Source organism: Bacillus sp. BB081 (assembly GCF_008368895.1).
GTDB lineage: Bacteria > Bacillota > Bacilli > Bacillales > Bacillaceae_G > Bacillus_A > Bacillus_A wiedmannii.
This window is the reverse complement of record NZ_QOZX01000002.1, coordinates 419,073-425,549: the sequence shown is the minus strand read 5'-3', so window position 1 is coordinate 425,549 and position 6,477 is coordinate 419,073. Positions and strand designations below refer to the sequence as shown.

Below are 6,477 nucleotides of genomic sequence, written 5' to 3'. Positions count from 1 at the left end.
CATAAAATAACATAACTATGCATTGTGGATGTACATCCTTTAATACTAAATTAATAAATCCTACATCGCTATTTGTGGGCAGTAAACCCCCCACCTCAAAATTCAGCGAAAACAAAGACGTTGGATGGGGAATCAACTGCCCGTAGAAGCCCGATTGGTGAGGGCTGATAATCAGTGGGGGGATGCCCCCCACTGATTAAAGTTTCACTTTATAGTTCTTCACAATTCTCTTCGAAATAAGATTGTAGTTTTGCAATAACTTGCATTGGTTCATGACCTTCAATTTCATGACGTTCTACCATCGTTACAATTTTTCCATCTTTTAATAAAGCGAATGATGGAGAAGAAGGTGGATATCCTTCGAAATATTCACGAGCTTTTGCAGTTGCTTCTTTATCTTGACCTGCAAACACCGTTACAAGATGGTTAGGACGTTTATCATAATGTACGGAATGCGCAGCAGCAGGACGAGCAATACCACCTGCACAACCACATACAGAGTTTACCATTACAAGTGTTGTTCCATTTCTTTTAAACGCTTCTTCTACTGCTTCCGGCGTCGTCAATTCTGTATATCCAGCAGAGACAATCTCTTCACGTGCTTGGCGGACAACATCATTCATAAAAAAGTTAAAATTAATCAATCTTTTCCCTCCTCTAAAACTATCTATTTGTATCTTACCAGTTAATGTTTATGAAATACAAGTAAGTTTACTTGTATTTGGGTATAGAAAAGGTGTTAGAGCCCTTGCTCTAACACCTTTTCTTAATGGCCACGATGCTTTTGCTTTGCTTTTTGTACTTTAATTAAACGTCTTCTTTGTTTTTCAGCTTCTCGCTTCTCTTTAGACTGCACTTTCTTTTCTTGTTTATGCAGTTCATAAGATAAGCTAATTGCCTCTTGTGCCTTAGTAAAACGTTTTACATTTACTTCTTTTGCCGCTTGTCGTATGATACGTTTTATATTTTTTGGACGCTGTTTTTCTTTCACTTCCACACCGCATTTTGCAACGTGCTGGAAATATGCTAACATTGGACCATTCACAAATATAAGTACTTCTTCGTCTGACGGCTCCGTTCCAAAAATATACCTTGCTCCATACAATTTCCCTGTTTCTTTACATGTAATGATTCCAACAAAAAATTGGCCATCGTAATATACTGTCAAATCCATTGACAGCCCCTCCTTTAAAAAAATTAGAAATACGGGACATCCCGGAGGGGAAGGTTACTGACATGAAATCATGCGTCTGGACTACCGACCAGAACTGTGTTTTTGTATTTCTTTCACTATTATTATATATTTTTTCCCATAATTTTCATATATTCAGCAATCATTTTTTTATGCGATCCTACAATATAATCAGGTAGTTCTGTTAGTGGGAAGAATGTAAGCTGAACCGCTTCTTCTTTATTCATAACAAACTCCCCTTCATATTCCTCGGTATAATAGGCTGTCGTTACGGATTGAAATTCATCACCATTTGCTAGTTTTGTAAAATAATTCGCTCCAGAAAATACATTAATTAATCGCAAGTTCTTCACTTCTATTCCTGTCTCTTCATATACTTCACGGCAAGCTGTTTCTTCTGGTGATTCGCCAAGCTCCATTAATCCGCCAGGTAGCCCCCATTTTCCGTAAGGCTCTGTTCTTTGCTGTAATAATACATATCCATTTTCATTTATAACGAGTACAACAGCACCAACTAAAATTAAAGGGCGATGACCAACTACTTTTCGTAACTCCTCTACATATCCCATCGTATCCCTCCTTTTTCGTTGTCCACACTATTGTATCATATGTATGAAACGACAAAATGCGTATATTTTTCATTTTTTTAACAAAATATTTATTTTATGAGCTTCATCTACTGTAGCTAACATAATGGATTCGACTTCTGCACTCTTCTCTAGAAATTCTCTCGCCCACTCTTCTGTTTTTCCTACTAAAGCTAGAACATCTTGCTGAATCCTCCCATCCTTTACTAATACAAAAGAAACTGGAGATCTTCTTCCCGCCACTTTCAGATCAAGCCGCGAAACTGCTTCATATTCTGGATACTGAAATATAGAAACAACACCATTCGCTTCCCACAATGCTAATTTAATCGTTTGAATATCGCTCACATTTCGCATGCGAAGTTCCGAAAATAAATATTCCACCGTAATTCTCGCTTTTTTCAAATTGCTAAAATCAATGGAACCATTGTGTATAAGAATAATAGGTGCTGGCTCTAAAAAGCGTCTCCATCTATCCCATTTCAACATTAAGACTGAGCTTATAATGTGAAGTACAACGAGTATGAACGTTGTAATCATCGAGCCGAGTAATCCCACTTTTTCATCAGATAATGCGTTAGAAATATTCCCACCAAGCAATAACACTAATACAACATCTAAAAAACGAAGCTGCGCGATGGACCTTTGCCCCATCGCTTTCGCAACTAATATTAAAAATATGTATGCTATAATAGCCCGAATAACCCATTCACTATTAGAAAGATGCCGTGCCCCTTCAAAAATATGCATATGCATCACTTTGCACTCCTTACCCATCTCAAACTGCTACTTTTCTTTAGTTTGCAACGTTTAAGAGCATATATGTAAAAAAGCTGATTCGTTTTTAAACGAATCAGCTTTTCTTACTTGACGGAAAACATATACTTTTTATACGTTTTTCGTACGGATAATATGAGACCCATCATAATCATATTCGAGAACAAGGAACTCCCCCCATATGATAAGAACGGTAATGCAATCCCTTTTACAGGCATTAATCCAACGATCATACCGATGTTTTGGAATATTTGAACCGTTAATATTCCGATTGATCCAGCACATAATAATGTACCGAATAAATTATCAGCAGAATAACCGATAATAATTGTTCGATATAGTAGTAATAGGAACAAGAATACAACTAACGCTGCTACGATAAATCCACCTTCTTCGGCAATTGTAGCAAAAATAAAGTCAGTATGCTTCTCAGGGATATAGACGTTCCCTTCGCCAAATCCTTTCCCTTCCATACCGCCACTACCTACAGCTAAGATCGATTGCTGTGTTTGATAACCTTGATCTGTATGTTCAAATGGATCTAACCAACCTAAAATACGTGATTGTTGGTGAGGTTTTAGTAACGTAACTAACTTATTAAAGAAGAAATCCTCATACCTTACGTAAATAAATATTAACGCCGATAGTATGGTGACTGGAATAACTGTACATAACGCTATCAATTTCTTCTGAATACCTGACATAAATAAAATACATGCAATTGCAGCAGCATATAAGAACACCATCCCTGTATCCGGTTGGCTATATACAACAGCCATAGGCGGAAGGGATACAAGCACAATTTTACCTACTAATTGTAAATCCGTTTGGAATGTCCTTGCCATATACTGTGCATTATGTTTCACTGCTATACTTGCTACTACGAGAAGCAATGAAATTTTGAAAAACTCAGATGGTTGAATTTGTCCAACTAACGGAAATACAAACCATCTTTTTGCACCTAATTTTTCAGGTGTGAAAGTGGAAACCGGTAGTATTTTCAAAAGAATAAGTGAACCAAATCCGACGATATAAAGTGGCCAAGACAATTTTTGTAATTGATCTAAGTCGATGCTTGCAACAAGCAATAACAATACAACTCCAATTATGTAGTTCAAACCCTGTTTCATCGCAAAGTTTGCCTCTCCATATTGGCCAGTTTGCTGACTACTATATATAGCAGCTATACTCGTAACACATAATGCTAACAAAATTAATATTAATTTTACATCTAAACTTTTTAGAAACTCGGTACTTCTTTTCATGACATCCTCCTGAAACATTGTTACAGCAAAATAAAAAACCAGGAGTCAACATTCTTCATGTTTTGACGACTGATTACACATTATCTATAAAACACTTATATAGAATAACTCTCTTTTTCATACAATACAATATATTATACTACAGTTTCGTCAGTAAGATTTGCCAAAAAAATTATTCTTTTCTTATTTTATATCCATATACCATATATCAGCAATGTATTTTCATAAATTCCTAATACATAATCGTTCATTGTAAGATTACTGGGGAAGATATTATACATATAGTAGGATGTAGATGAAGAAATAAGATGATAAAAAGCTCGCATAAGCGAGCTTTTTATTAATATACAGATGTATTATTTTCTGACGTATTTTCTAAAATTTCTTTTACACGTCCTAAGAACTTACCACAAATTAAGCCATCTAGTACACGGTGATCAAGTGATAAACATAAGTTAACCATGTCGCGAGCACCGAACATACCATTTTCCATAATTACTGGGCGTTTTACAATTGATTCAACTTGTAAAATAGCCGCTTGTGGATAATTAATAATACCCATAGATTGAACAGAACCGAATGATCCTGTGTTATTAATTGTAAATGTTCCACCTTGCATTTCGTCCGCTTTTAACGATTTCGTACGTACTTTTCCTGCAAGCTCTGTAATTTCACGAGCGATACCTTTAATCGTCTTCTCATCCGCGTGTTTAATTACTGGTACAAATAGTTCGTCCTCTGTTGCAACAGCGATAGAAAGGTTAATATCTTTCTTCTGAACGATCTTATCGCCAGCCCACATTGAATTGATTTGAGGATACTCTTTTAACGCTTGTGCTACTGCTTTTACGAAGAAAGCAAAGAACGTTAAATTAAAGCCTTCGCGCTTTTTGAAATCACCTTTAATTGAATTACGGTATGACACAAGGTTTGTCACATCTACTTCAATCATCATCCAAGCATGTGGCGCTTCATGTTTACTGCGTAACATGTTCGCTGCAATTGCTTTACGCACACCTGTTACTGGAATTTCGATATCGCCAGGCATTGTTGGTACAGAAACTGGTTTTGCAGTTTCTACTTTCTGTGCTACTGGCGCTGCTTTTGGTGCTTCTGGACGCGCTTCTACTACTGCTGCTACCGCTTCCTCTTTCTTCGCACCTGCTTGCGGAATATTTCCAGATTCCACTAGCTTTAAAATATCTTTACGAGTGATACGGCCATTTGCTCCCGTACCTTCTACTAAATCTAAATCAACATTATGCTCACCTGCAAGTTTTAAAACAGCTGGTGAAAAACGTGGTTTTCCATCAGTTGGTTGTTTTGCTTTCGGTGCTTTTTCAGGCGCAGCTACTTCTGCCTTTGGTTCTTCTTTTGTTTTTTCCTCAACAGCTGTCGCTGCTACTTCATCTGCGCCTTCTACTTGAATAACACAAACTACTTCACCTACAGCTAACGTCTCACCTTCACCAGCGATTAATTCTTTCACAATACCAGTGAAAGAAGATGGTACTTCAGCATTTACTTTATCAGTCATTACTTCTGCAAGCGGATCATATTTATTTACGTGATCGCCAACATTAACGAGCCATTTACTAATTGTACCCTCTGTAACGCTCTCCCCGAGCTGAGGCATTGTGATATTTTCTACAGCCATGTATAGTCCCCCCGATTAAAATTCCGCAAGTTCACGCATTGCTTTTTCAACTTTATCTGGATTTACCATAAAGAATTTTTCCATTGTTGGTGCATATGGCATTGCTGGAACGTCTGGACCGGCAAGACGTGCGATTGGCGCATCTAAATCAAACAGACAGTTTTCAGCAATAATTGCTGCCACTTCACTTATAATACTTCCTTCTTTATTGTCTTCTGTTACAAGAAGAACTTTACCTGTTTTAGAAGCTGCTTCAATGATTGCTTCTTTATCTAATGGATATACAGTACGTAAATCAAGAACATGTGCAGAGATGCCATCTTGCGCTAACTTTTCAGCTGCTTGAAGAGCAAAGTGAACACATAATCCGTACGTGATAACAGTAATATCATCACCTTCGCGTTTTACATCTGCTTTTCCGATTGGTAGTACGTAATCATCCTCTGGCACTTCACCTTTAATTAAGCGATATGCACGCTTATGCTCAAAGAATAATACTGGATCTTCATCACGAATTGCTGCTTTTAATAAACCTTTTGCATCATATGGTGTAGAAGGAATAACAATTTTTAAACCTGGTTGGTTCGCAAACATCGCTTCCACAGATTGTGAATGATACAATGCACCGTGAACACCGCCGCCAAATGGCGCACGAATTGTAACTGGACAAGTCCAATCGTTATTAGAACGATAACGAATTTTTGCTGCCTCAGAAACAATTTGGTTTACTGCTGGCATGATGAAATCAGCAAACTGCATTTCAGCGATTGGACGCATACCATACATTGCCGCACCAATTGCTACCCCAGCAATTGCAGATTCTGCAAGCGGTGCATCAAGCGCACGATCTTCACCAAATTGATCATATAATCCGTGTGTCGCTTTAAATACGCCACCTTTTTTACCAACATCTTCACCTAAAACAAATACTTTCTCATCGCGTTCCATTTCTTCGCGCATTGCTAATGTAATAGCATCAATATAAGACATTACAGCCAT

Annotated in this window: 7 protein-coding genes; all 7 read right to left on the bottom strand. The window is 37.4% G+C overall.

Annotated elements, in window-relative coordinates; all coding sequences use genetic code 11:
• Positions 1–209 precede the first annotated feature (209 nt).
• Positions 210–623 (bottom strand): BrxA/BrxB family bacilliredoxin, encoded by a 414-nt coding sequence (locus DN394_RS02360; protein ID WP_002003484.1) that lies wholly within the window; start codon positions 621–623, stop codon positions 210–212.
• A 143-nt stretch (positions 624–766) separates the two neighbouring features.
• Positions 767–1,174 (bottom strand): YjdF family protein, encoded by a 408-nt coding sequence (locus DN394_RS02355; RefSeq protein WP_097915877.1) that lies wholly within the window; start codon positions 1,172–1,174, stop codon positions 767–769.
• A 122-nt stretch (positions 1,175–1,296) separates the two neighbouring features.
• On the bottom strand, positions 1,297–1,761 hold the full coding sequence (locus tag DN394_RS02350) for an NUDIX hydrolase (RefSeq protein WP_097993712.1): 465 nt from the start codon (positions 1,759–1,761) through the stop codon (positions 1,297–1,299).
• Positions 1,762–1,830: 69 nt separating this feature from the next.
• A complete protein-coding gene (locus DN394_RS02345) occupies positions 1,831–2,535 on the bottom strand; it encodes a DUF421 domain-containing protein (protein WP_097915873.1) in 705 nt (234 codons plus the stop codon).
• A 107-nt stretch (positions 2,536–2,642) separates the two neighbouring features.
• On the bottom strand, positions 2,643–3,821 hold the full coding sequence (locus DN394_RS02340) for an FtsW/RodA/SpoVE family cell cycle protein (RefSeq protein WP_000831201.1): 1,179 nt from the start codon (positions 3,819–3,821) through the stop codon (positions 2,643–2,645).
• Between the two features lie 340 nt (positions 3,822–4,161).
• Positions 4,162–5,478 (bottom strand): dihydrolipoamide acetyltransferase family protein, encoded by a 1,317-nt coding sequence (locus DN394_RS02330; RefSeq protein WP_097915871.1) that lies wholly within the window; start codon positions 5,476–5,478, stop codon positions 4,162–4,164.
• A gap of 15 nt (positions 5,479–5,493) precedes the next feature.
• Positions 5,494–6,477 (bottom strand): 3-methyl-2-oxobutanoate dehydrogenase subunit beta, encoded by a 984-nt coding sequence (bfmBAB, locus tag DN394_RS02325; RefSeq protein WP_000290073.1) that lies wholly within the window; start codon positions 6,475–6,477, stop codon positions 5,494–5,496.